Source organism: Methylobacterium sp. 142-1Y, from assembly GCF_057747795.1.
In genome coordinates, this window is the sequence record NZ_CM173224.1 from 4547472 (window position 1) to 4567745 (window position 20274).

At 70.7% G+C, this 20274-nt stretch carries 19 protein-coding genes; 12 read left to right on the top strand and 7 right to left on the bottom strand.

Translation table 11 applies throughout. The features are described 5' to 3' along the window. The first annotated feature begins 58 nt into the window (after positions 1 to 58). The 7 genes from AC3AOF_RS20805 to tatC all read left to right on the top strand — a co-directional run bounded on the left by AC3AOF_RS20805 (position 59) and on the right by tatC (position 6303). Positions 59 to 1462 (top strand): SPOR domain-containing protein, encoded by a 1404-nt coding sequence (locus AC3AOF_RS20805; RefSeq protein ID WP_488346374.1) that lies wholly within the window; start codon positions 59 to 61, stop codon positions 1460 to 1462. A gap of 185 nt (positions 1463 to 1647) precedes the next feature. Beyond that, positions 1648 to 2673: a beta-N-acetylhexosaminidase gene (gene nagZ / locus AC3AOF_RS20810; protein ID WP_488346375.1), complete on the top strand. Its 1026-nt coding sequence runs from the start codon at positions 1648 to 1650 to the stop codon at positions 2671 to 2673. Beyond that, positions 2648 to 3445, top strand: a complete 798-nt coding sequence (locus AC3AOF_RS20815; RefSeq protein WP_488346376.1) for a segregation and condensation protein A — start codon at positions 2648 to 2650, stop codon at positions 3443 to 3445. The genes nagZ and AC3AOF_RS20815 overlap by 26 nt, the downstream gene beginning before the upstream one ends. Before the next feature lie 32 nt (positions 3446 to 3477). Further along, complete coding sequence (scpB, locus tag AC3AOF_RS20820; protein ID WP_236992715.1) at positions 3478 to 4122, top strand: SMC-Scp complex subunit ScpB; 645 nt, start codon at positions 3478 to 3480, stop codon at positions 4120 to 4122. Positions 4123 to 4319: 197 nt separating this feature from the next. Further along, positions 4320 to 4667, top strand: coding sequence for a twin-arginine translocase TatA/TatE family subunit (locus tag AC3AOF_RS20825; protein WP_236989074.1), 348 nt, complete (start codon positions 4320 to 4322; stop codon positions 4665 to 4667). Between the two features lie 257 nt (positions 4668 to 4924). Beyond that, positions 4925 to 5503, top strand: coding sequence for a Sec-independent protein translocase protein TatB (tatB, locus tag AC3AOF_RS20830; protein ID WP_236989073.1), 579 nt, complete (start codon positions 4925 to 4927; stop codon positions 5501 to 5503). After that, complete coding sequence (gene tatC / locus AC3AOF_RS20835; RefSeq protein ID WP_488346377.1) at positions 5500 to 6303, top strand: twin-arginine translocase subunit TatC; 804 nt, start codon at positions 5500 to 5502, stop codon at positions 6301 to 6303. The genes tatB and tatC overlap by 4 nt, the downstream gene beginning before the upstream one ends. 112 nt (positions 6304 to 6415) lie before the next feature. Here the strand turns inward: tatC and AC3AOF_RS20840 are convergent, their stop codons facing one another. Next, entirely contained in the window at positions 6416 to 7297 is an 882-nt protein-coding gene (locus AC3AOF_RS20840) for an ATP-binding protein (RefSeq protein ID WP_488346378.1), read from the bottom strand. A gap of 234 nt (positions 7298 to 7531) precedes the next feature. On the opposite strand from AC3AOF_RS20840, the gene yajC reads away from it, so the two are divergent. The 5 genes from yajC to AC3AOF_RS20865 all read left to right on the top strand — a co-directional run bounded on the left by yajC (position 7532) and on the right by AC3AOF_RS20865 (position 11877). Beyond that, positions 7532 to 7861: a preprotein translocase subunit YajC gene (gene yajC, locus AC3AOF_RS20845; RefSeq protein ID WP_236989070.1), complete on the top strand. Its 330-nt coding sequence runs from the start codon at positions 7532 to 7534 to the stop codon at positions 7859 to 7861. A gap of 88 nt (positions 7862 to 7949) precedes the next feature. Then, complete coding sequence (gene secD, locus AC3AOF_RS20850; protein WP_488346379.1) at positions 7950 to 9557, top strand: protein translocase subunit SecD; 1608 nt, start codon at positions 7950 to 7952, stop codon at positions 9555 to 9557. Positions 9558 to 9662: 105 nt separating this feature from the next. Further along, positions 9663 to 10610 carry a protein translocase subunit SecF gene (gene secF / locus AC3AOF_RS20855; RefSeq protein WP_236989068.1) on the top strand — a complete coding sequence of 316 codons (948 nt, stop codon included), beginning with the start codon at positions 9663 to 9665 and terminating at the stop codon, positions 10608 to 10610. Then, the gene (locus AC3AOF_RS20860; RefSeq protein WP_236989067.1) at positions 10611 to 11000 is read left to right on the top strand and encodes an Mth938-like domain-containing protein; all 390 of its coding nucleotides are present in this window, start codon (positions 10611 to 10613) and stop codon (positions 10998 to 11000) included. 10 nt (positions 11001 to 11010) lie between these two features. Beyond that, positions 11011 to 11877: a phytoene/squalene synthase family protein gene (locus tag AC3AOF_RS20865; RefSeq protein ID WP_488346380.1), complete on the top strand. Its 867-nt coding sequence runs from the start codon at positions 11011 to 11013 to the stop codon at positions 11875 to 11877. Positions 11878 to 12001: 124 nt separating this feature from the next. Here the strand turns inward: AC3AOF_RS20865 and trmFO are convergent, their stop codons facing one another. From trmFO to uvrA, 6 genes are all read right to left on the bottom strand, one after another. Next, positions 12002 to 13432, bottom strand: coding sequence for a methylenetetrahydrofolate--tRNA-(uracil(54)-C(5))-methyltransferase (FADH(2)-oxidizing) TrmFO (gene trmFO, locus AC3AOF_RS20870; protein WP_488346381.1), 1431 nt, complete (start codon positions 13430 to 13432; stop codon positions 12002 to 12004). Positions 13433 to 13605: 173 nt separating this feature from the next. Next, entirely contained in the window at positions 13606 to 13755 is a 150-nt protein-coding gene (locus tag AC3AOF_RS20875; protein ID WP_082173034.1) for a DUF1127 domain-containing protein, read from the bottom strand. A gap of 824 nt (positions 13756 to 14579) precedes the next feature. Further along, positions 14580 to 15551 carry a S1C family serine protease gene (locus AC3AOF_RS20880; protein ID WP_488349026.1) on the bottom strand — a complete coding sequence of 324 codons (972 nt, stop codon included), beginning with the start codon at positions 15549 to 15551 and terminating at the stop codon, positions 14580 to 14582. Positions 15552 to 15774: 223 nt separating this feature from the next. Beyond that, positions 15775 to 16779: a transporter family protein gene (locus AC3AOF_RS20885; protein WP_488346382.1), complete on the bottom strand. Its 1005-nt coding sequence runs from the start codon at positions 16777 to 16779 to the stop codon at positions 15775 to 15777. Positions 16780 to 16842: 63 nt separating this feature from the next. Then, complete coding sequence (locus AC3AOF_RS20890) at positions 16843 to 17079, bottom strand: hypothetical protein (RefSeq protein WP_236989063.1); 237 nt, start codon at positions 17077 to 17079, stop codon at positions 16843 to 16845. Positions 17080 to 17133: 54 nt separating this feature from the next. Continuing rightward, positions 17134 to 20118, bottom strand: coding sequence for an excinuclease ABC subunit UvrA (uvrA, locus tag AC3AOF_RS20895; RefSeq protein ID WP_236989062.1), 2985 nt, complete (start codon positions 20116 to 20118; stop codon positions 17134 to 17136). Positions 20119 to 20274 lie beyond the last annotated feature (156 nt).

The window sequence follows — 20274 nt, forward strand, 5'->3', positions numbered from 1 at the left end:
GCCGAACCGGGCCCGACGCGCGGCGAGGTGACGCGAGGGCGAACAGGATGGTGCTGCCATGACGACCAATGCTTCCCGGGTTCCCGTCGATTACGACGGCTACGAGCAGGATCGGCAGCCGACCCCCGCCCGCCAAAGGTCACCCTTGGATGAGCAGGCGCGCCCCGGCGCCCGGCCCGATCCCCTCGCCGAACTCGCCCGCATCGTCGGCCAGGACGATCCGTTCCGCGCCCTTCTCGAGGCCAAGGAAGCCAAGGAAGCGAGCCGCGCCGAGCCGCGCGGCCGCGTCGAGCCGGTGATGCCGCATTACGGCGAGGCGCCGGCGCCGGGCCTGTCCGCCACCCGCAACGAGCCGAATTTCGGTGAGCCCGGTCCGGGCGCGCCGATGCCGGCGCCCGGCCCCGCGCCGGCGCACACGCCGGCCGCCGCCTTCAACCAATACCTCGCCGCGGTGGACCGCGAGATCGATTCCGAGCCGGCGCCCGGCATGCCCGAGGCGGAGGCGAACCCTGAGCCGCGGCCGCGGGGTCGCCGTCGCATCGCCCTCGTCGGCACGGCGCTCGGCATCGTCGCGGCGTCGATCGGCGGCGCGCTGACCTGGAAGGCCTTCCATCACGGCCGCTCCGGCGCGCCGATCCTGGTGATGGCCGACCAGGCGCCGCTCAAGGTCGCACCCCAGAATGCCGGCGGCGTCGAGATCCCGGACCAGAACAAGCAGATCTACGAGCGCACCGCCACCGCTCCGGCGAAGGACGGCGGGCAGATCCGCATCGTCAACCGCGAGGAGCAGCCCCTCGACGTCAAGCAGGCGGCACGCTCCCTCGCCGCCGAGGCCGGCACGCCCGCCACCCCGGGCAACGCCCTGACCGAATCCCTCGGCGAGCCGCGCCGGGTGCGCACCGTGTCGGTCCGTCCCGAGCCCTCGCCGGCCGAGGCCCAGCGCGCGGCCCAGGCCGCCGCGCAGGCACAGGCCGCTCAGGAATCGCCGGTCTCCCCGATCCCGACCATGACCCTGCCGACCGAGGCGACCGGCTCGACCCCGGCCACGCCGCGCGGCCCGCGGGCGATCCCGATCGCGCCGGCTCAAGCCGCGCAGAATACGGCCGCCGAGACTCCGGCGCCGGCCGCGGAAACACCGCGGCAGAAGCCGATCCAGCGCGTCGCCTCGGCCGAGCCGCCGACCACCACCCAGGCGATGCCCTCGCCCCAGGCGCCGGTGGGCGGCTTCTCGGTGCAGCTCTCGGTGCGCGCCACCGAGAAGGAGGCGGAGGTCGCGTTCAAGCAGGCCCAGGAGCGCTACGGCGCCGTGCTCGGCGGTCAATCGCCGCTGATCCGCCAGGCCGAGGTCAACGGCAAGTCGATCTACCGCGTCCGCGTCGGGCCGATGTCGAAGGAGAGTGCCGACGGCCTGTGCGGCAGGCTCAAGGCCTCGGGCGCCGCCTGCTTCGTCGCCAAGAACTGAGCGACGAGCAACTGACCGACGCCGAGAAACCCCGCGGCTGTGGCGCAGTGCCGACAGCCCCGGGCCGGCGAATCGCCTAAATTCCCGTCTTTATCCGCTTGCGATTCCCGATCATCGGCGCCCGCATGGATGCCGGACGGGAGCGCGCGACCGTTCCCCCTTCGAACCGACGAGAGCCGCCGTCGATGACCCTTGCCCTGATCCTCGGCTGCGCCGGCCCGACCTTGAGCCCCGAGGAGGCCGCCTTCTTCCGCGAGGTGCAGCCCTGGGGCTTCATCCTGTTCAAGCGCAACGTCGAGACCCCCGAGCAGGTCCGTGCGCTGACGGCGGCGCTCCGCGAGACCGTCGGCCGGGCCGACGCTCCGATCCTGATCGACCAGGAGGGCGGCCGGGTGCAGCGCCTGACGCGGCCGCACTGGCAGGCCTACCCGTCGGGCCGGGCCTATCTGCGGGCCGGCGGCCCCGAAGGCGGGCCGGCGCTGGCCGGCCTCGGTGCCCGCCTGATGGCGCACGACCTCGCCCAGGTCGGCATCAACGTCGATTGCGCGCCGGTCCTCGACGTGCCGGTGCCGGGCGCCCACGACGTCATCGGCGATCGGGCCTACGGCACCGATCCGGCGGTGGTCGCGGCCTTCGGACGGGCGGTGGCCGAGGGGCTGATGGCCGGCGGGGTGCTGCCGGTGATCAAGCACATGCCCGGCCACGGCCGCGCCGGCGCCGACAGCCACCATGCCCTGCCGGTGGTCGAGGCGAGCCTGGCCGAGCTCGACGCGCACGACTTCCGGCCCTTCCGGGCGCTCTGCGACCTGCCGATGGCGATGTCGGCCCACGTCGTGTTCCGCGCCCTCGACCCGGAGAGCCCGGCCACCACCTCGGCCACGATCATCCGGGAGATCGTGCGCGGCCGCATCGGGTTCGACGGCCTGCTGATGACCGACGATCTGTCGATGAACGCCCTGTCCGGCACCTTCCGCGAGCGCGCCGCCGCCGCCTTCCGGGCCGGCTGCGACATCGGCCTGCACTGCAACGGCGTCCGGGCCGAGATGGAGGAGGTGGTGGCAGCCAGCCCCATCCTCGCCGGCGAGGCCCTGCGCCGGGCGGATGCCGCCCTGGCCCGCTTGAGCCCGGCACAAGGACCCCAGAACGCCCCGGCATTCGATCCGGCCGAGGCCCGCGCCCGCCTCGATGCCGGGCTCGCGACCGCGGCCTAAGGTGGCGGACGACTTCGCGGGGGACGAAGGAGCCGGCGACGGCGCGCCGTTCGTCGTCGATGTCGACGGTTTCGAGGGACCTCTCGACCTGCTCCTGGAACTGGCCCGGCGCCAGAAGGTCGACCTCGCCCGAATCTCCATTCTGGCGCTGGTCGAGCAGTACCTCGCCTTCATCGACGAGGCGCGCCGCCTGCGCCTGGAACTGGCGGCGGATTATCTCGTCATGGCGGCCTGGCTCGCCTACCTGAAGTCGCGCCTGCTGCTGCCGGCGCCGCCCCGCGGCCCCGAACCCGCCGCCGGCGACCTCGCCGAGGCGCTGGGCCTTCGCCTGCGCCGCCTGGAGGCGATCCGCGCCGCCGCGCTGATGCTGTCCGGGCGGGGCCAGCTCGGGCGCGACGTCTTCGCTCGCGGCGCCCTGCCGCCCGAGCCCGCATCCGCCGCACCGGGGGCCTTCGCCGTCACCCTGCACGACCTGATCGCGGCCTATGCCCGCCAGCGCCAGGAACGCGCCCGGGCCCAGGTGACGCTGCCGCCGAGGAGCGTGTGGTCCCTGGTCGATGCCAGGAGCGCCCTGGAGCGGTTGATCGGCCCGCGGGACGACTGGACCGACCTCGATTCCTACCTCGCCCAGTACCTCGCCGATCCGAAGCGCCGCGCCACCGTGCGGGCCTCCTCGCTCTCGGCAGTGCTGGAGCTCGCCCGCGAGGGCCAGATTCTCCTGCGTCAGGACGGCGCCTACGCGCCGATCCAGATCCGGGCCGCCGGGCCGTGACGCGCGAGCCCGCGGGTCGCGCCCCCAAGGCGATGCGCCTCTCCGCGTCATCACCGCCCTCCGAGGCCGCCCGCCTCGCCGAGGCGCTGATCTTCCGTGCGCCCACGCCCCTCACCGAGGCCGACCTCGCCGCCCGGCTTCCCGCCGGCACCGACGTCCGGGCCGTGATCGCCGAGATCGCCGGTGACTACGCGGCGAGGGGCATCGCGCTCGCGCGGGTCGCCGGCGGCTACGCCTTCCGTACCGCGCCCGACCTCGCCCCGGCCCTGCGGGGCGGCGTCCCGGAGCCGCGCAAGCTGTCGCGGGCCGCCCTCGAGACGCTGGCCATCGTCGCCTATCACCAGCCGGTGACCCGCGCCGAGATCGAGGAGATCCGCGGCGTCACCACCTCGAAGGGCTCCCTCGACCTCCTGCTCGAGACCGGCTGGGTGCGGTTGCGCGGCCGCCGCCGTACGCCGGGGCGGCCGGTGACCTACGGCACCACCCCGGCCTTCCTGGATCATTTCGGCCTCGACGCGGTCTCCGACCTGCCGGGCCTCGACGAGCTGAAAGGCCTCGGCCTGCTGGAAGGCCGGCTGCCGGCGGGCTTCCGGGTCCCGCAGCCGGGCGACGGCGCGGGAGCCGACGAGGATCCCATCGACGGCCCCTCGCTCCCCGGCGATGCCGCGGCGGACTGAATTCCCGGGTGGGGCATTCCCCCGGGCCCCGAGGAAATGCTTGTTTTCGCCTCTTGCCGTCCTTACGTTCCGGCCGCACCGCACGTGCTCGGACCGCCCCCACGGCGACGATGAGCCTGCGGGATCAGAGGTTTGGGACGTCGCACGACGCCCCGCGAGAGTGCCGCAGCGATGCAGACGCTGCGCAGGAGAGAACCATGGGCGGCGCGAGTATCTGGCACTGGATCGTCGTCGGCGTGATCATCATGCTGCTGTTCGGGCGCGGCAAGGTGTCCGACCTGATGGGCGACGTCGCCAAGGGCATCAAGGCGTTCAAGAAGGGCATGGCCGACGACGAGCAGGCCCCGGCCTCGACGGCGCAGGTACCGCATGCGCAGGTGCCCCCGGTTCAGGTGCCCCCGGTCCAAGTGCCGCCCCCGGTGGTTCCGCCGGCGCCCGCGCAGCCTGTCCATGCGCCGGCCACCCAGGCGCCAACACCCCATGTGCCGACCGCGCAGATGCCGCCGCTGGGCACCGAGCCGAACGTCGACCGCAAGGTCGGCTGAGCGGTCCGGCCTCTGGCCCGTTCCCCGCATGAAGGAGCGCGCGACCTCCGGTCGGCCTCCTTTTTCGCGCCGACCCGATCGGCGCCTCCCGGGGCGGGGCGAGTTCCTCATCGGGCACCTGTTTCATGCGGAACCCGGTCGCCGGTGACTGGCGCCGGCGCATCGGCGTGCTAGACAGCCCGCGCGGGGCGCCCGCTCACGAGCCGCGCCGCGTGATTTCAAGAGTCGCGCCGCGCGAGTAGCAGGGCCGTCACGCCATGTTCGATATGAGTTGGGGCGAGGTGATGCTGATCGGCGGCGTCGCGCTCGTCGTCATCGGCCCCAAGGACCTGCCCAGGACCCTGCGCACCGTCGGCCAGGTCGTCGCCCGGGTGAAGCGGATGGCGGGCGAGTTCCAGAGCCAGTTCAGCGAGGCGATGCGCGAGGCCGAGCTCGACGACGTCCGCCGCGAAGTCGCGGACATCAACCGCAGCGTCTCCTCGGCGACGAGTACCGGCTTCAACCCGGTCCAGACCATCCGCAACGAGATCAAGGGCGCCGTCGACGGCGTGCCCAAACCCGCGACTCAGGCCCTGCCGGGCGCGGAGTCGTCGGCATCGGACCCCTCGGCTCCCCATTCCACCGCCTCGGACGTGCCCGCCGCGCTGCCGGAACCGGCCCCGCCGGCCTTCGATCCCGCCGCACCGCCGGCCTATCAGCTCCCCGAGCCCGCGGACGAGAAGCCCTCCATCTCGGCGCTTGCGGCGGCGACCGCACAGCTCAAGGCCGAAGCCGCTCGCGCGGCGTCGAAGTCTCCCACCTCCCACGACACCGCCAGCACGGGCCACACTGCATGATGACCGAGGCCGATGAAGCCGAGATCGAGGCCTCGCGCGCACCGCTGATCGAGCACCTGATCGAGCTGCGTTCGCGGCTGATCAAGTCGCTGCTCGCCTTCGGGGTCATGTTCTTCGTCTGCTTCTTCTTCGCGCAGCACATCTACAACATCCTCGTCCACCCCTACGTGGCGGTGGTGGGAGCAGACAAGGCACGGCTTATCGCGACCCACTTCCTCGAGCAGGTCTTCACCAACATCAAGCTCAGCGTGTTCGGCGCCGGCTTCCTGTCCTTCCCGGTGGTCGCGACGCAACTCTACGCCTTCGTGGCACCGGGCCTGTACCGCAACGAGCGCCGGGCCTTCCTGCCCTATCTCGTCGCCACGCCGGTCTTCTTCCTGCTCGGCGCCCTCGTCGTCTATTTCCTGGCGATGCCGCTGCTGATCAAGTTCTCGGTCAGCCTGCAGCAGATCGGCCAGCCGGGCGAGGCCACGATCGAGCTCCTGCCGAAGGTGGACGAGTACCTCTCGCTCATCATGACGCTGATCTTCGCCTTCGGGATCGCGTTCCAGCTGCCGGTGATCCTGACCCTCCTGGGCCAGATCGGGCTGATCGATTCGAAGTTCCTGAAGGAGCGCCGGCGCTACGCGATCGTCCTGGTCTTCGTCGCCGCCGCGGTGCTGACCCCGCCGGACGTGATCAGCCAGCTCTCGCTCGCGGTACCGATGCTGCTCCTCTACGAGGCCTCGGTGTTCTCGGTCCGCGCCATGGAGAAGCGCCGCGAGCGCGCCCGGGCGGCGGGGGAGGCTGCGGGGGAGTAGGATCGTCCCGCTCCGGTCCGAACCTCCGCGACATCCCGGGCTGCGCCGAGCAGCCCGGGACTTTCGCTTAACGCCCCGGACCGACGCAGAGGTGACGGGATCGAGAACGACCTCAGTCCAGCCGCCGCCCCAGGCGCCCCGCCAGGTCCTGGATGTACTGGAACGCCGTGCGGCCCGACCGCGCCCCGCGGGTGGTCGACCATTCGAGGGCCTCGGCCCGCAGCCGCTCCGGCTCCATCGTCAGGCCGTACCGCGCCACGTAGGCGTCGATCATCGCCAGGTACTCGTCCTGGCTGCACTTGTGGAAGCCGAGCCACAGGCCGAACCGGTCGGAGAGCGACACCTTCTCCTCCACCGCCTCGCCCGGGTTGATCGCCGTCGAGCGCTCGTTCTCCATCATGTCGCGGGGGAGCAGGTGGCGCCGGTTCGAGGTGGCATAGAAGATCACGTTGTCGGGCCGGCCCTCGATGCCGCCGTCGAGCGCCGCCTTGAGCGACTTGTACGAGGTGTCCTCGGCATCGAAGGACAGGTCGTCGCAGAACACCACGAAGCGATGCGGATCCGGCCGGAGCCACCCCATCAGGGCCGGCAGTCCCTCGATGTCCTCGCGATGGATCTCGACGAGCTTCAAGGGCCGCTCCACGGCGCGCGCATTGATCTCGGCATGCACCGCCTTGACCAGCGACGACTTGCCCATGCCGCGGGCGCCCCACAGCAGGGCGTTGTTGGCCGGCAGGCCGCGGGCGAAGCGCTCCGTGTTGTCGAACAGGATGTCGCGCATCCGGTCGATGCCGCGCAACAGTCCCATCTCGACCCGGTTGACCCGCGGTACCGGCTGGAGCCGCCCTTCCGGCTGCCACACGAAGGCGTCGGCCGCCGCGAAGTCGGGGGCGGGGCGCGCCGGCGGGGCGCTGCGCTCCAGGGCCGCGGCGATGCGCAGCAGGACGGGCAGCAGGTCGGTTCCGGACGGGGAGGTCGGGATCGGATCGGTCATCGCGGGGAAACGGGCTCCTGCGCAGGGGCGGACGTGCGGGTGGCGCCTCTTAATCCCAACGCGCCGCGAACGAAAACCCCAAGGCCCCGCGGGCGAAAACCCACCGGGATCGGGCAGGGGAGGGCCGTTCCCCGACGTTGCTTTCGGGTCGTCCGTGGCTATAGTCCGCGCGCTTTTGCAAGGCCGGCGGGGACCCGCCCGGCCCGTTTTCGTCTTGTTCGGGAGACCTCGAGAGTGATCACGCCCGCCTTCGCGCAGGGAGCCGGGATGTCCGGCGGCACGGACATCCTCGTGCAGGTCGTCCCCTTCATCCTGATCTTCGTGATCATGTATTTCCTGATCCTGCGCCCGCAGCAGCGCCGCGCCAAGGACCACCAGGACATGATCAAGAACGTGCGCCGCGGCGACACGGTGGTGACCACCGGCGGCATCGTCGGCCGGGTCACCAAGGTGACCGAGGCCCCGGAGATCGAGGTGGAGATCGCCCCGAACGTCAACGTCAAGGTGGTCCGCACCATGATCTCCGAGGTTCGGGCCAAGGGCGAGCCGGTCAAGGCCGCCTGATCCATCGTCTGACGCAGGGTGAAGCCCGGACGAGAAGCGCCGGGCCGCCCTATCTCACACATATTCGAGACCGGTTGGGACGCCGCGGATGCTCCGTATCTCCACCACGAAGGCCGTCGCGACGCTCGCCGTGATCCTCGTCGGCCTGATGCTCGCCGTGCCGAGCTTCTTCACGGCCGAGCAGCGCAACGGCTTCATCAAGTCCCTGCCGTCCTGGTTCCCGACCTGGATCGTGCCGACCCGCGCCATCGTGCTCGGCCTCGACCTCCAGGGCGGCTCGCAGATCGTGCTGGAGGTCGACCGCAACGACCTCACCCGCGGCATGGCCGAGGGCCTGCGCGACGACGTGCGCCAGGCCCTGCGCGAGGCCGGCGTGCAGGCCGTCGGCGGCATCCAGCTCCAGCCCCGCGGCGTGCAGCTGCGCATCACCGACGAGGCGGCCCGCGCCAAGGCGATGCCGAAGCTCCAGGCGCTCTCCCAGCCCGTCACGGACGCGACGCTGGGCCAGACCGGCGCCCGGACACTCGACGTGCGCGAGGAGCCGACCGGCCTGATCCAGCTCACCTTCACCGATGCGGGCATCAACGCCCGGGTGCGCCGCGCCGTCGCCCAGGCGATCGAGGTCATCCGCCGCCGCGTCGATCTCGGCGGCACCACCGAGCCGTCGATCCAGCAGCAGGGCGCCGACCGCATCCTGGTGCAGGTCCCGGGCCTCCAGGATCCGGCCCGCCTGGAGGAGCAGCTCGGCAAGACCGCCAAGCTCACCTTCCGCCTGCTAGCCGACAGCCCGGCCGGCGACGTCGACATGCTGCCGTCCAAGGACGCCAACGGCCAGAAGGTGCCGGTGGAGCGCCGGGTGCTGGCCGACGGCGCCGACCTGACCGACGCCCAGCCGGGCTTCGACCAGAAGTCGAACGAGCCGATCGTCAACTTCAAATTCAACCTGCGCGGCGCGCAGAAATTCGGCCAGGCGACGAGCGAGAATGTCGGCCGCGCGCTGGCGATCGTCCTCGACAACGAGGTCGTGTCGGCCCCGCGCATCCTGCAGCCGATCACCGGCGGGCAGGGCCAGATCTCCGGCCGGTTCACGGTGCAGCAGGCCAACGACCTCTCGGTGCTGCTGCGCGCCGGCGCCCTGCCGGCCAAGCTCACCGTGATCGAGCGCCGGACCGTCGGCCCGGGCCTCGGCCGCGACTCGATCGAGGCGGGCAAGCACGCTACCATCGTGGCGACGATCCTCGTCGTCGTGCTGATGTTCGCCGCCTACGGCGTGTTCGGCCTGTTCGCCAACATCGCGCTCCTCGTCCATGTCGGCCTGATCCTCGGCCTGATGTCGGTGCTGGAAGCCACGATGACGCTGCCGGGCATCGCCGGCATCGTGCTCACCATCGGCACCGCGGTCGATTCCAACGTGCTGATCTACGAGCGCGTGCGCGAGGAGGTGCGGGCCGGCCGCTCGATCCCCTCGGCGCTGCAAGCCGGCTTCGACCGCGCCTTCGCCACCATCGTGGATTCCAACTCCACCATGGCGATCGCCGCGGTGATCCTGTTCTTCCTCGGCTCGGGGCCGGTGCGCGGCTTCGCGGTGGTGTTCATCCTCGGCATCATGACCACGGTCATCACCGCCGTGACCCTGACCCGGATGATGATCGCCCTGTGGTACCAGCGCCTGCGGCCCAAGGTTCTCCCGATATGAAGACCCTGCCGATCTGATGGTTTTCGCAGCCGGGCGGCGCGTCGCCGCCCGGCTCAAGCGCTGCGTCCGCCCGGGGCGCGCCGACACACCCTTCCGAGACCGACGATGCGCCTCCTCCGCCTCTGGCCCGACGAATCCCACTTCGACTTCATGCGCCTGCGGCGCTTCAGCTTCCCGCTCTCGGCCTTCATCTCGGTCGCCACGGTGGTGCTGTTCCTGCAGATCGGGCTCAATTTCGGCATCGACTTCAAGGGCGGCACCCTGGTCGAGCTGCGGCCGAAGGCCGGCGTCACCTCCGATGTCGGCGCGGTGCGCCACACCGCCAACGATTTCGGCTTCGGCGAGACCGAGGTGCAGGAACTCGGCCAGGGCTCGATCTCGGTCCGCTTCCCGCTCCAGGCCGGCGGCGAGACCGGGCAGACCCTGGTGATGCAGAAGGCCCACGCCGCCTTCGACAAGGATTACGCCTTCGACCGGGTCGAGACCGTCGGTCCCCGCGTCTCGGGCGAGCTGGTGCAATCGGGCACGATCGGCGTCGTGCTGTCGGTCGTGGCGGTCCTGCTCTACCTGTGGTTCCGGTTCGAGCGCGAACTGGCGCTCGGCGCGATCGTCGGCACCCTGCACGACATCGTCATCACGGTCGGGCTGTTCGTGATCACCCGGATCGAGTTCAACATGACCTCGATCGCCGCGATCCTCACCATCGTCGGCTACTCGCTGAACGAGACCGTGGTGGTGTTCGACCGCACCCGCGAGCTGATGCGGCGCTACAAGACCATGCCGACCGAGCAGCTGCTCAACCTGTCGATCAACTCGACCATGTCGCGCACGGTGATGACCGCGATGTCGACCGCCCTGTCGCTGCTGGCTCTCGTGCTGTTCGGCGGCGAGGCGATCAAGGGCTTCTCGGTGGTGATGCTCGCCGGCGTGGTGATCTGCACCTACTCGGCGATCTTCGTCTCGACCCCGTTCCTGATCTATATCGGGCTGCAGGCCGGCGGCTCCCGGACGCAGGTGCGCGACCCCTCGGCCCTGCCGCAGGCGGCCGAGTAGGTGGCGGCTCCCGAGCGCCCGCAGGACGGCTTCGTTCCGGGCCGTCACCCGATCGACGCCTATGGCGGCGGCGGCTTCCGCTTCGCCGAGATGTCGCATCGCGGCTCGATCCTGGCGCTGCCCTCGGGCGTGCGCGCCTGGGAGGTGACCGAGCCCGCCGGCATCACGCCGAAGAGCTTATCGCCCCTCGTGGCCGAGGCCGGCGGGATCGACCTGCTGCTGCTCGGGACCGGCGCCGAGATCGTGTTCGTGCCCGACTCCTTGCGCCGGTTCCTGAAGGAGGCCGGCATCGGCCTCGACGTGATGCAGACCGGCGCGGCGGCCCGGACCTACAACATCCTGATGGCCGAGAACCGCAAGGTCGCGGCCGCCCTGATCGCGGTGCCGTGAGCCGGATTTCATGAGCCAGCCCGAGACGCGGGATCCGGCCTGGGCCTATGCCCATTGCGAATCCCTGGTGCGGGACGGCGACCCGGACCGCTGGTACGCCAGCCTCTACGCCCCGGCGGAGATCCGCCCGCATCTCCACGCGCTCGCCGCCTTCAGCCTGGAGGTGGCGCGGGTGCGGGAGGCCGTCTCGAGCCCGATGCCGGGCGAGTTGCGCCTGCAATGGTGGCGCGACGCCCTTCAGGGCGAGGCGCGGGGCGACGTGCGCGCCCACCCGGTCGCCGCCGCCCTCGACGACACCCTCGTCAAGGCGCGCCTGCCGCGCCAGCCCCTGGTCGACCTGATCGACGCCCGGGTCTTCGATCTCTACGACGACCCGATGCCCTCGACCGGCGACCTCGAAGGCTATTGCGGCGAGACCGCCTCCTGCCTGATCCGCCTCGGCAGCCTGATCCTGGCGAACGGCTCGGAGCCCGGGGGCGCCGCGGCCGCGGGCCATGCCGGCGTCGCCTACGCGGTGACCGGCCTCCTGCGGGCCTTGCCGTGGCACGCGCGCAGCGGCCAGGTCTACCTGCCGGCGGACGTGCTCAAGGCCCACGGCGTCACCCGCGAGGACATCGTGGCGGGCCGCGGCGGCCCGGGCCTGCTCGGGGCCTGCGCCGACATGCGGGCACTGGTGCGCCGCCACCTCGCGGCCTACGCGGCCGAGCGGGCGACGATCGCCACGGTGGCGGCCCCCGCCTTCCTGCCGGTCGCCCTCGTCGAGGCCTATCTCGCCCAGATGGAACGGCCGGGCTACGACCCGCTCGCCAGCGTGATCGAGGTGCCGAACTGGCGCCGGATCTGGCGGCTGTGGTGGGCGGCGCGGTCGGTCAAGTAGCCCCCCAAGCCTTCCATGTCTCCACGTCATCCCGGGGCCGCGTCGCGGAACCCGGGATGACCCGGAGGGTGTGGCGACCGTCGGCTCACCCCCCGGGCGGAATGCCGTTGCATGTCCCCCGACGCTACTCCGCCGCCTCGGCCGGCAGCGGGGCCGGCGCCTCTCCGAGCCATTCGCCCAGCGCGGCCCGGGCCCGGTCGGTCATCGCCCGCTTCTTCGCCTGTGCCTTCTCCGTGCCCCGCAGGCGCTTGCCGTCCGGGGCCTTCGGTGCCCGGTCGAGGGGCGGGAAGAGGCCGAAATTGACGTTCATCGGCTGGAACGACCGCGGCGTCCCCGCATCCTCGGCCGAGACGTGTCCGCCGGTGATGTGGCCGATGAGGGCCCCGAGCGCCGTCGTCACCGGCAGCGGCTCCAGCGAGCGCCCCTGGCGCTCGGCGGCGGCGAAGCGGCCGGCCATCAGGCCGATCGCGGCGCTCTCGACATAGCCCTCGCAGCCGGTGATCTGGCCGGCGAAGCGCAGGCGCGGCTCGGCCTTGAGCCGCAAGGTGGCGTCGAGGAGGCGCGGGCTGTCGAGATAGGTGTTGCGGTGCAGGCCGCCGAGACGGGCGAACTCGGCGTTCTCCAGGCCGGGAATCGTGCGGAAGACCCGCACCTGCTCGGCGTGCCGCAGCTTCGTCTGGAAGCCGACCATGTTGTAGAGCGTAGCCAGCGCATTGTCCTGGCGCAGCTGCACGATCGCGTAAGCCTTGACCGTCGGGTTGTGCGGGTTGGTCAGGCCGAACGGCTTCATCGGCCCGTGGCGCAGGGTCTCGGGACCGCGCTCGGCCATCACCTCGATCGGCAGGCAGCCGTCGAAATAGGGGGTCGAGGCCTCCCATTCCTTGAACGAGGTCTTTTCGCCGTCGATCAGGGCCTGGATGAAGGCGGCGTATTGCTCGCGGTCTAGCGGGCAGTTGATGTAGTCGGCCCCGGTGCCACCCGGCCCGACCTTGTCGTAGCGGGACTGGAACCAGGCCTTGCCCATATCGATCGAGTCGCGGTGCACGATCGGCGCGATGGCGTCGAAGAAGGCGAGCGATTCGGCGCCGGTGAGGCTGCGAATCCCCTCGGCGAGGCCGGGCGCGGTGAGCGGGCCGGTCGCCAGGATCACGCTGTCCCAGGAGGCCGGCGGCAGGCCGTCGATCTCCTCGCGGAGGATGGTGACGTTCGGATGGCCTTCGAGCGCCGCGGTGACGGCCCGGGCGAAGCCTTCGCGGTCGACGGCGAGCGCGCCGCCGGCCGGCACCTGGTTGGCGTCGCCGCAGGCCATGATCAGCGAGCCGAGGCGGCGCATCTCCTGGTGAAGCAGCCCGACGGCGTTCTGCTCCGCATCGTCGGAGCGGAACGAGTTCGAGCAGACAAGCTCGGCGAGGTCCTGCGTCTGATGCGCCTCGGTGCCGCGCCGGGGCCGCATCTCGTGCAGCACCACGGGCAGGCCGGCCTCGGCGATCTGCCAGGCCGCTTCGGAGCCGGCGAGGCCGCCGCCGACGACGTGAATGGGGTCTGATCCGGACATGACGCGGCATATCGGATCGGACGCCGTCGATGCAACACCGACGGGAGGATGGCGGGGTCCGGACATGCGAACGCCCGCCGGAAGGGGCGGGCGCGCGAGACGATGAACGGCCCGGCGGGCCTATGATCGACTTGGGGGTACTCGGTACGCGGTACTGATACGCGGCGGGTGCTTTACGCGACCGAGCGGGCGATGCCCTGGATCTCGAAGCGGCTGATGCCGAGATCGTCGAGCTCGCGGTCCGAGAGACGCGACAGCTCGTGCACGGTCTCGCGGTAGCGGAGGTAGGAGCGGATCTTGCTGAGGATGAGGGAGACGAACATCGGATTTGACCTCTGGACGGGCAGCCGGTGCGAACCGTTTCGGCAGCGGCTGCCTGTCTCTGTTGCAACGCACCATATGGGAAATGGCCCCGGTGCTGGGAGAGGGAGTCGCGTAAGCCAGCCATGCACGATCCGCATGCAGCGCGCAGGGAATCGTCAACCAACCCCTGTGCCTGCCGATTTGGCAGCACTCTGGCGCATGAAGCGCAGGGATTCCGGGCATTTAGGCACTATGCTGCACGCGCGAAGGGCGGGGGTGCGGACGGGGTGCGCACCACGCTTCGGAAGGAGGAGAGCGCAGGCATGCGGCAGCCGGTGATGCATCGGTGTGCAGTGCGGCGACGGGCGCGGGCGGTGCCGTTTTGGGAGGCGTGGGCGTGCCCGTACGAGGCGCAGGGTTCTCGTCCCTGCATGCTGCGAGGCCATCCGGAACGGATGGGGCGCGTCAACTCGCTTCTCCGCGCGAGTGGCGCGGCGATTTGGGAAAAGAATGGCGCGGGTTTTTCCCTCCCCCCTCTGCGGGGGAGGGTGCCCCACGGCGAGTGCGAAGCACTCGCACTGGGGCGGGAGAGGGGACGCCGTTTCCGGATAATGCGGAACCGTCTGAAGGGCGTCCGCTGGATCAGCGTCGGCGCTGCCCCTCTCCCGGCTCGCTCCGCTCGCCACCCTCCCCCGCAGAGGGGGGAGGGGGAAACCCGCGCTCTTCTCGTCCTGGACGGCTTCCGGAAGGCCTTGCCGCGGGCGGGGTGACGGCGTCGTCTCGGTTCGGACGATGCCGCAGGCGAAGCCAGACCGAGGACGGAAGAGGTTGCGCGAGACGCCCCTCAGTGCAGCCGCGGCGCCACCAGGAAGGAGGCTCGGTCCGCCGAGACGACTGGGATGCTCAAGGTCCGCCCGTCGCGATGGACGGTGAGCGGCACGGTGATGCCGGCGGGTCCGAGCGCCCAGACCGCGCGCAGGAAGCCCGCGAGGTCGCCGACCTCGGTCTGGCCCACCGCCATCAGGATGTCGCCGGCGCGCAGGTCGGCGGTCTCGGCGGGCCCGCGGGGCGAGAGGCCCATCACGACGACCTGATCGTCCATCTCGGTGGCGTAGAGGCCGAGCCAGGGGCGGGGCGGGCCGGCGACGCGACCGAGGGTCGTTAGATCGTGCAGGATCGGCTTCAGGAGGTCGATCGGCACCGCCATGTTGATCGGACGGCTGTCGCGGCCGCCCTGCTGCAGCTGGAGCGAGCCGAGGCCGGTGAGTTCGCCCGCCGGGCCGATCAGCGCGGCGCCGCCCCAATGCGGGTGCGAGGGCGCGGTGAAGATCGCATCGTCGAGGAGGTATTCCCAGTAGCCGGCGAATTCCTGCCGGGCCACCACCTCGGCGGCGACGGCGCGGGTACGGCCGCCGGCCCCGGCCATTACCAGCCGGTCGCCGACGCGCAGCGAATCGGCGCTGCCGAGCGGCAGGTAGGGCAGGTCGAGACGGTCGAGGGCCTGGACCAGGCCGAAGCCGGTGGCGGCATCGTAGCCGACGACATGACCCGGCGCGGTGCGGCCGTCATGCGCGGTGAGCCAGATGCTCTCGGCCTCGGTGATCAGGTAGCCGATGGTGAGGACCAGGCCATCCTCGCCGATCAGGACGCCGTTGCCGGCCCGCTCGGTGCCGAGAATCTCGGCGGTGTAGGCGCCCTCGGGCACCCGCGAGGACAGGGCGACGACGGCGGTCAGGGTCTGGTCGAGGTCGTAGGAATAGGCGGCCGGGCGGGGCTGCACCGCGGAGGGGATCTTCCAGTCGCCGGGCGCTGCCATCATGGCCTCCTCCCGGGGCGTCTCGCGCATGCGCGCCCCGTGTCTCGAGTCGTCCGGCGGGGAGCTTCGCCGCCCCGCCCGTTCGCACCCGTTATAGGTCGCGGAACCGGGCGCGACAGCCATCGCGCGCGCCACCCACGGAAAACGCCCGGCTCGACGAGCCGGGCGGGAAGGAAGGGTCTCTCGAACGGGCCCGGACGCGGTGCCGGGCCCGGGTGGTCTTTCAGTACTTGCGGATCAGCGGAACCGGCGCCGGCTCGGGCGCTGCCGCGACGGTGTAGAGCGGGGCGATGACGCGGAACCAGCCCTCGGTCGAGTAGGCCTCGCGGTTCGTCGCCAGGCCGGTGACCGGCGAGATCTGGCGGGCCGAGGTGGCGACGTCGCGGGCGATCCAGGCCTGGACCGAGAACTTGCCGAAATCGTAGCCGACGAGACCGCCGAGGGCGAAGCGCCCGCCGCCGCCGCCCACCACCGTGCCGCAGCTGGCGAAGTTGCCGTTGCATGGCGCGCCGAGGGGGAGGGGGCCGCGATTCGGCAGGTTGGCGGTGCCGTAGCCGATGGCGCCGATCTCGAACTTGCCGAACTTCTTGGTCGCGGTCAGGTCGAGGTTGAGGGCGTCGGTGGGGAACTGGCTGCCGTAGAAGCCCGGGATGCCGTTGCGGCCGCCGAAGCGGGCCGGCGTGTCGTAGAAGTTGTAGGTGAGGTTGGCGGTGATGTTCCAGCCGTCGCCGGTATAGCTGATGCCGAAGCCCTGGCGGTAGGTGTTCGAGGCCAGGATCGGCAGGCCGCCGCCGCGGCCGGCGTTCAGTTCGTTGAGGTAGACACCGGCGAGGTAGCTGACGCCGACGTTGTTGCCGAGATCCCAGGCGAAGATGCCGCCGACGAAGGTGCCGACATTGATGCTGGTGTCGCGGCCGCCGGGGGCGCGAGAGAAGGTGAAGACGGTCGGCGGGGCGACCACGGCCTCGATGCGCGCGCCGAGGACCTTCCACGGGGTCGACCAGACCAGGACCGGGATGTTGACCGCGGTGTCGGTCGAGGTGAGGTTCGGGCCGTCGGGGCTGCGATAGGTGAAGGTGTTGATCGCGTAGACGCCCTCGGGCAGCGGCGCGCCGATCGCGAGGCCGACCTGCTCACCCGGAACCGTCGTGGTCTGCGCGAAGGTGGCATTCGCCGAAACGCTCAACGACAGGGCAGCCGCCCCCGCGGCCAGCCAGTACTTGCCCATGGTCCTTCCTTCCCTAAGTGATATCAGGCCGGGGCACGTCAAGTCGCTGGCACGATCCGCGCGTCATCGCACCGCGCTTCGACCGAAGCCATGTTGCACCCGGCCCCCGCCCGGCGACACAGTCTGAACACCACGATGGTCTTCCAGATTGTCCCGGATTGCCAGCCCTTTGCTCGCCAGGAAGGCAGGCGATGCGGCAGCGTTGCGCAAATGACGCATTTTCGTCATGTCGCCGCCGATTTGTACTTTGGTGGTACAGAGCAAGAAATGGGCAACAAACGCCGACTTGCTGCGCCGCACAGGCGCGTTTCGCGCCCGTGCGGCCAAGCTTCGTGGGTGTTTTGGGGCGTGCATCTATTCCGCCGCCTGCTTGCTGGTCGCGGGCTTGCGGGGCCGCGGCGCCTTCGCGGCCGGCTTCGCCGCGGGGCGCCGGGCCAGGACCTCGCGCAGGAATCGGCCGGTATGGCTCGCCTCCGAGGCGGCGATGTCCTCCGGGGTGCCTTGCGCCACGATGATCCCGCCGCCGTCGCCGCCCTCGGGGCCCATGTCGATCACCCAGTCGGCGGTCTTGATGACCTCGAGGTTGTGCTCGATCACCACGACGCTGTTGCCCTGGTCGACCAGCTCGTGCAGCACCTCCATCAGCTTGGCGACGTCGTGGAAGTGCAGGCCGGTGGTCGGCTCGTCGAGGATGTAGAGGGTGCGGCCGGTCGCCCGCTTCGACAGTTCCTTGGAGAGCTTCACCCGTTGCGCCTCGCCGCCCGACAGGGTCGTGGCCTGCTGGCCGACGCGGACATAGCCGAGGCCGACCCGGGCCAGGGTCTCGAGCTTCTCGCGGATCGCCGGCACCGCCTTGAACAGCTCGGCCGCCTCCTCCACCGTCATGTCGAGCACGTCGGCGATCGAGCGCTCGCGGTACTTCACCTCCAGGGTCTCGCGGTCGTAGCGCTTGCCCTTGCAGACGTCGCAGGTGACGTAGACGTCGGGCAGGAAGTGCATCTCGATCTTGATGACGCCGTCGCCCGAGCAGGCCTCGCAGCGCCCGCCCTTGACGTTGAACGAGAACCGGCCGGGCTGGTAGCCCCGCGCCTTGGCCTCGGGCAGGCCGGCGAACCAGTCGCGGATCGGCGTGAAGGCGCCGATATAGGTGGCGGGGTTCGACCGCGGCGTGCGGCCGATCGGCGACTGGTCGATGTCGATGACCTTGTCGAGGTGTTCCAGCCCCTCGAGGCGGTCGTGGGGGGCGGGGTGTTCCAGGGTGCCGTTGAGCTTGCGCGCCACCGCCTTGTAGAGCGTGTCGACGACGAGCGTCGACTTGCCGCCACCCGACACGCCGGTGATGCAGGTGAAGGTGCCGAGCGGGATCTCGGCCGTCACGTCCTTCAGGTTGTTGCCCCGGGCGCCGACGAGGCGCAGCAGCTGCGGCTCGGGCTCGCCGGCCTTGGCGGCCGGGTTGCGCTTGGCCTTGCGCCGGCTCTTCGGCACCCGCACCGACAGCTTGCCGGTGAGGTACTGCGCGGTCAGCGAGTTCGGGTCGTCCAGGAGTTCCTTCGGGGTGCCTTGCGCCACGATCTGCCCGCCATGGATGCCGGCGCCGGGGCCGACATCGACGACGTAATCGGCCTGAAGGATCGCGTCCTCGTCGTGCTCGACCACGATGACCGAGTTGCCGAGGTCGCGCAGGCGCTTCAGCGTGCCGAGCAGGCGCTCGTTGTCGCGCTGGTGCAGGCCGATCGAGGGTTCGTCGAGGACGTACAGGACGCCGGAGAGCCCCGAGCCGATCTGGGAGGCAAGGCGGATGCGCTGGCTCTCGCCGCCCGACAGCGAGCCCGAACCGCGGGCGAGCGTCAGGTATTCGAGCCCGACATCGACCAGGAAGGTCAGCCGGTCGCGGATCTCCTTGAGGATGCGGAGAGCGATCTCGTTCTGCTTCTGCGTCAGGTGCTCGGGCAATTCGCCGAACCAGCGATGGGCGTCGCGCACCGACAGGACCGTGGCGTCGCCGATATCGGAGCCGGCGATCTTCACCGCCAGGGCCTCGGGCTTCAGCCGCTTGCCGCCGCAGGCCGAGCACGGCGTCTCGGCCATGAACCGGCCGATGTCTTCCCGCGCCGTATCGCTGTCGGTTTCCTTGTAGCGCCGCTCCAGGTTCGGGATCACGCCCTCGAACGGCTTCGACACCTCGTAGGCGCGAAGCCCGTCATTGTAGGCGAAGCGGATCTCGTCGCCGTCGGAGCCGTAGAGCACCACCTGGCGGGCCGCCTCGGTGAGCTTGGCCCAGGGCGTGTCGGTGCGGAAGCGGTAGTGACGCGCCAAGGCCTCCAGGGTCTGGCCGTAATAGGGCGAGGTCGATTTCGCCCAGGGCGCGACGGCGCCGCGCGACAGGCTCAAGGCCTCGTCGGCGATGACCAGCGTCGGGTCGATCCGCATCTCGTGGCCGATGCCGCCGCAGGTCGGGCAGGCACCGAAGGGGTTGTTGAAGGAAAAGAGTCTGGGCTCGATCTCCGGAATCGTGAAGCCGGAGACCGGGCAGGCGAAGCGCGACGAGAAGGTGATGGGTTCGGGCGCCTCACCGTCCTCGGGGGCATCGGCGAAGGTTACCACCGCGATGCCGTCGGCGAGTTCGAGCGCGGTCTCGAACGAATCGGCCAGCCGCGAGGCCATGTCGGCCCGCACCACGATCCGGTCGACCACCACGTCGATGTCGTGCTTGAGCTTCTTGTCGAGCTTCGGCACGTCGTCGATGGCGTAGTACTCGCCGTCGATGCGCAGGCGCTGAAACCCCTTCTTCTGGAACTCGGCGATCTCCTTGCGGTACTCGCCCTTGCGGCCGCGCACGACGGGGGCCAGCAGGTAGAGCCGGGTCTTCTCAGGGAGCGCCAGCACCCGGTCGACCATCTGGCTGACGGTCTGGCTCTCGATCGGCAGGCCGGTGGCCGGGGAATACGGGATGCCGACCCGCGCCCAGAGCAGGCGCATGTAGTCGTAGATCTCCGTGACGGTGCCGACCGTCGAGCGCGGGTTCTTCGAGGTGGTCTTCTGCTCGATCGAGATCGCCGGCGACAGCCCGTCGATCTGATCGACATCGGGCTTCGACATCATTTCGAGGAACTGGCGCGCATAGGCCGAGAGCGATTCGACGTAGCGGCGCTGGCCTTCCGCATAGATGGTGTCGAAGGCGAGCGACGACTTGCCCGAGCCGGACAAGCCGGTGAACACCACCAGCTTGTCGCGCGGGATCGTCAGGTCGACGTTCTTCAGGTTGTGCTCGCGGGCGCCCCGCACCGCGATCACGCGCGCGTCCGCGGAACGGTCGAAGAGCTTGTCGAGAGAGGCCATGCAGGAAGGCTCCGGGCCGCCGCCAACGGGGCGCGGCCAGGCTTGGTGGGACCGGGGACCGGCCGGGAGCCCGCGATGCCGAGAACCCTGTCGACCGTATGGAGGACCAGATGGGGCCGCCCCTACGGATAACCAGATGGGCTCCTGGGCCGAGGC

Excerpts from the sequence above, each read along its gene's own strand:
- AC3AOF_RS20805 (WP_488346374.1), top strand. The coding sequence starts at position 59 with ATGACGACCAATGCTTCCCGGGTTCCCGTCGATTACGACGGCTACGAG.
- nagZ (WP_488346375.1), top strand. The coding sequence starts at position 1,648 with ATGACCCTTGCCCTGATCCTCGGCTGCGCCGGCCCGACCTTGAGCCCC.
- AC3AOF_RS20815 (WP_488346376.1), top strand. The coding sequence starts at position 2,648 with ATGCCGGGCTCGCGACCGCGGCCTAAGGTGGCGGACGACTTCGCGGGG.
- scpB (WP_236992715.1), top strand. The coding sequence starts at position 3,478 with ATGCGCCTCTCCGCGTCATCACCGCCCTCCGAGGCCGCCCGCCTCGCC.
- AC3AOF_RS20825 (WP_236989074.1), top strand. The coding sequence starts at position 4,320 with ATGGGCGGCGCGAGTATCTGGCACTGGATCGTCGTCGGCGTGATCATC.
- tatB (WP_236989073.1), top strand. The coding sequence starts at position 4,925 with ATGTTCGATATGAGTTGGGGCGAGGTGATGCTGATCGGCGGCGTCGCG.
- tatC (WP_488346377.1), top strand. The coding sequence starts at position 5,500 with ATGATGACCGAGGCCGATGAAGCCGAGATCGAGGCCTCGCGCGCACCG.
- AC3AOF_RS20840 (WP_488346378.1), bottom strand. The coding sequence starts at position 7,297 with ATGACCGATCCGATCCCGACCTCCCCGTCCGGAACCGACCTGCTGCCC.
- secD (WP_488346379.1), top strand. The coding sequence starts at position 7,950 with ATGCTCCGTATCTCCACCACGAAGGCCGTCGCGACGCTCGCCGTGATC.
- secF (WP_236989068.1), top strand. The coding sequence starts at position 9,663 with ATGCGCCTCCTCCGCCTCTGGCCCGACGAATCCCACTTCGACTTCATG.
- AC3AOF_RS20865 (WP_488346380.1), top strand. The coding sequence starts at position 11,011 with ATGAGCCAGCCCGAGACGCGGGATCCGGCCTGGGCCTATGCCCATTGC.
- trmFO (WP_488346381.1), bottom strand. The coding sequence starts at position 13,432 with ATGTCCGGATCAGACCCCATTCACGTCGTCGGCGGCGGCCTCGCCGGC.
- AC3AOF_RS20875 (WP_082173034.1), bottom strand. The coding sequence starts at position 13,755 with ATGTTCGTCTCCCTCATCCTCAGCAAGATCCGCTCCTACCTCCGCTAC.
- AC3AOF_RS20880 (WP_488349026.1), bottom strand. The coding sequence starts at position 15,551 with ATGGCAGCGCCCGGCGACTGGAAGATCCCCTCCGCGGTGCAGCCCCGC.
- AC3AOF_RS20885 (WP_488346382.1), bottom strand. The coding sequence starts at position 16,779 with ATGGGCAAGTACTGGCTGGCCGCGGGGGCGGCTGCCCTGTCGTTGAGC.
- uvrA (WP_236989062.1), bottom strand. The coding sequence starts at position 20,118 with ATGGCCTCTCTCGACAAGCTCTTCGACCGTTCCGCGGACGCGCGCGTG.